Genomic DNA, 3,920 nt, shown 5'->3' on the forward strand with positions numbered 1-3,920 from the left:
GGGCGCCACGGACGATCTTGTAGCGGACACCCGGAAGGTCCTTCACGCGGCCGCCGCGGACGAGCACAATGGAGTGCTCCTGCAGGTTGTGGCCCACACCGGGGATGTATGCGGTGACTTCAATGCCGCCGTTGAGGCGTACGCGAGCAACCTTACGCAGAGCCGAGTTCGGCTTCTTCGGGGTCGTCGTGTAAACGCGGGTGCAAACACCGCGGCGCATCGGGCTGCCGTTAAGCGCGGGAGCCTTGGTCTTTTTGACCTTAGGCGTGCGGCCCTTGCGGACCAGCTGGTTAATCGTAGGCACTCTCGTGTTCTCCGTTTTATCCGGAGCGGCCGTTGGCGGCCGCTCTCTTGTCGCTGCGCCTCGCCGCCCGAGCTTTGAAGTTCTCTCCAGAGCAGCTGAGGCGAAGCCTTAATAGTCGGACCGCACGCCGGGGTCCAAGGACTTTCGACCCGAACTGCCCCTAGGCATGCGAAAATGTGGCATACGTTGCACAAGAACCCTGCAAACCGGAAACGTCGTCCTGGTTGAACCTTTCAGCTGCAAGCTGTCTGGCTCAAACCGGCGCACTCATCCACTGCCACAATAACAATTAGTCTCAAGTCTAACACGGACGGGTCCCAGCCCTTAATCGGCGGGGTTTTACCACTGGAAAGGCCCCGCCCCCACCGAGGTGGGAACGGGGCCTGTCAGTCACTCAGCTCAGCGGAAGTCGCTGCCGAGATCGTAGTCATCCAGCGGGATGGCGTGGAACTCGGGAGCTCCGTCGCCGCCCAGCGAGTCGTAGGAGAAGTCACTGAATGCGCTGGGGCCGGTGAACAGGTTGGCCTTTGCTTCTTCAGTGGGCTCCACGGTGACCTCGGTGTAGCGCGGGAGACCCGTGCCGGCCGGGATGAGCTTACCGATGATGACGTTTTCCTTGAGGCCGAGCAGCGGATCGCTCTTGCCTTCCATGGCCGCCTGCGTCAGGACGCGGGTGGTCTCCTGGAAGGAAGCTGCGGACAGCCAGGACTCGGTCGCCAGGGACGCCTTGGTGATGCCCATGAGCTCGGGACGCCCGGATGCCGGCGTCTTGCCCTCGGACACAACGCGGCGGTTGGCCTCTTCGAAACGGCTGCGTTCGGCGAGCTCGCCGGGCAGCAGATCCGATTCGCCGGACTCGATGACCGTGACGCGGCGCAGCATCTGGCGGACGATAACCTCGACGTGCTTGTCGTGGATACCGATGCCCTGGCGGCGGTACACGCCCTGGACTTCGTCCACCAGGAACTTCTGCGCGGCACGGGGACCCATGATGCGCAGCACCTGCTTGGGGTCGACCGGGCCGTTGATGAGCTTCTGGCCAACGCTGACGTGATCGCCGTCTTCGATGAGAAGACGTGAACGGCGCAGCACCGGGTAGGCGATCTCTTCAGATCCGTCATCCGGGGTGATGACCAGGCGCATCTGGCGCTCGGACTCTTCGATGGTGATGCGGCCGGCTGCTTCAGCAATCGGTGCGACACCCTTCGGAGTACGGGCTTCGAAGAGCTCCTGGATACGGGGCAGACCCTGGGTGATGTCGTCGCCACCGCTGGCGGAAACAGCACCACCGGTGTGGAACGTACGCATGGTCAGCTGGGTACCCGGCTCACCGATGGACTGCGCGGCAATGATGCCCACGGCCTCACCGATGTCGACGGTCTTGCCAGTGGCCAGCGAACGGCCGTAGCACAGGGCGCAGGTGCCGACGCTGGACTCACAGGTGAGTACGGAGCGGACCTTGACCTCGGTGATGCCGGCTGCGAACAGTTCGGCAATGACGACGTCGCCGCAGTCGGTGCCGGCAGCTGCCAGGACCTTGCCCTTGGAGTCGACGACGTCGACGGCCAGGGTGCGGGCGTAGGCGCTGTTCTCGACGTTCTCGTCCAGGACGAGGACGCCGTTGGCGTCGGCCACCGCGATGGCGGTCATCAGGCCGCGCTCGGTACCGCAGTCCTCTTCGCGGACAATGACGTCCTGCGACACGTCCACCAGACGACGGGTCAGGTAACCCGAGTTGGCGGTACGCAGGGCGGTGTCAGCCAGACCCTTACGGGCACCGTGCGTGGCGATGAAGTATTCCAGCACCGAGAGGCCCTCGCGGTAGGAGGACTTGATCGGACGCGGGATGATTTCACCCTTAGGGTTGGCCACCAGTCCACGGATACCCGCGATCTGACGGACCTGCATCCAGTTACCACGTGCGCCCGAGGACACCATGCGGTTGATCGTGTTCATCGGAGACAGGCTGTCACGCATCGCCTGGGCGATCTCGTTCGTTGCCTTGTTCCAGATCTCGATCAGTTCCTGGCGACGCTCGTCGTCGTCGATCAGGCCCTTGTCGTACTGGCCCTGGATCTTGGCGGCCATGGTCTCGTAACCGGCGAGGATCCGCGGCTTGTCCGTGGGCACCTCGATGTCGGAGATGGCAACGGTCACGCCGGAGCGGGTGGCCCAGTAGAAACCGGCATCCTTCAGGTTGTCCAGCGTTGCCGCCGTGATCACCTTCGGGTAGCGCTCGGCGAGGTCGTTGACGATCCGGGACAGCTCGCCCTTGTCGGCAACATCCTCAACCCACGGGTAATCCGCGGGCAGCGTCTGGTTGAAGATGACCTGGCCGAGGGAGGTCTCGACCAGTGCCATCTGACCGGGCTCCCAGCCCTCCGGGGCTTCCCAGCCGGCGTAAGGCACGAAGCCCTCGAGCCGGATCTTGACCTTGGAGTTCAGGTGCAGCTCGTGAAGGTCGTAGGCCATGATGGCTTCCGCGACCGAGGAGAAGATCCGGCCTTCGCCAGCTGAACCGACACGCTTGGTGGTCAGGTGGTAGAGACCGATGATCATATCCTGCGACGGCAGGGTCACCGGGCGGCCGTCAGACGGCTTCAGGATGTTGTTCGAGGAGAGCATCAGGATGCGGGCCTCGGCCTGGGCCTCGGGGCTCAGCGGCAGGTGGACTGCCATCTGGTCGCCGTCGAAGTCGGCGTTGAAAGCGCCACAAACCAGCGGGTGCAGCTGGATTGCCTTGCCTTCAACAAGCTGCGGCTCGAACGCCTGGATGCCGAGACGGTGCAGGGTAGGTGCACGGTTCAGCAGCACGGGGTGCTCGGTGATGATCTCTTCGAGGACGTCCCAGACCTGCGGACGGTAACGCTCCACCATGCGCTTGGCCGACTTGATGTTCTGGGCGTGGTTGAGGTCCACCAGGCGCTTCATCACGAACGGCTTGAAGAGCTCCAGGGCCATCTGCTTGGGCAGACCACACTGGTGCAGCTTCAGCTGCGGGCCGACGACGATGACCGAACGGCCGGAGTAGTCGACGCGCTTGCCGAGGAGGTTCTGGCGGAAACGGCCCTGCTTGCCCTTGAGCATGTCGCTCAGGGACTTCAGCGGACGGTTGCCCGGTCCGGTGACCGGACGGCCGCGGCGGCCGTTGTCGAAGAGGCTGTCAACAGCTTCCTGAAGCATGCGCTTCTCGTTGTTGACGATGATCTCCGGAGCACCGAGGTCAAGCAGGCGCTTGAGGCGGTTGTTGCGGTTGATCACGCGGCGGTAGAGGTCGTTGAGGTCGGAGGTCGCGAAGCGGCCACCGTCCAGCTGGACCATCGGGCGCAGTTCCGGCGGGATCACCGGGACGGCGTCCAGCACCATGCCGAGCGGGCTGTTGTTGGTCGTCAGGAACGCGTTGACCACCTTGAGCCGCTTCAGGGCACGGGTCTTGCGCTGGCCCTTGCCGTTGGCGATGATGTCGCGCAGCATGTCCGACTCGGCCTGCATGTCGAAGTTCTCAAGACGCTTCTTGATGGCCTCGGCACCCATGGAGCCTTCGAAGTACATGCCGTAGCGGTCGCGCAGTTCGCGGTACAGGCCTTCGTCACCTTCGAGGTCGGCGACCTTGAGG

Annotated in this window: 2 protein-coding genes; both read right to left on the reverse strand. The window is 63.9% G+C overall.

What is annotated here, in order from left to right:
- Positions 1 to 304: 30S ribosomal protein S12 (gene rpsL, locus LQV45_RS19995; protein WP_230008511.1), on the reverse strand; the 304-nt coding region annotated here is incomplete at its 3' end.
- A 399-nt stretch (positions 305 to 703) separates the two neighbouring features.
- Positions 704 to 3,920: DNA-directed RNA polymerase subunit beta' (gene rpoC, locus LQV45_RS20000; RefSeq protein ID WP_230008512.1), on the reverse strand; the 3,217-nt coding region annotated here is incomplete at its 5' end.

Source organism: Microbacterium sp. Bi128 (assembly GCF_918698205.1).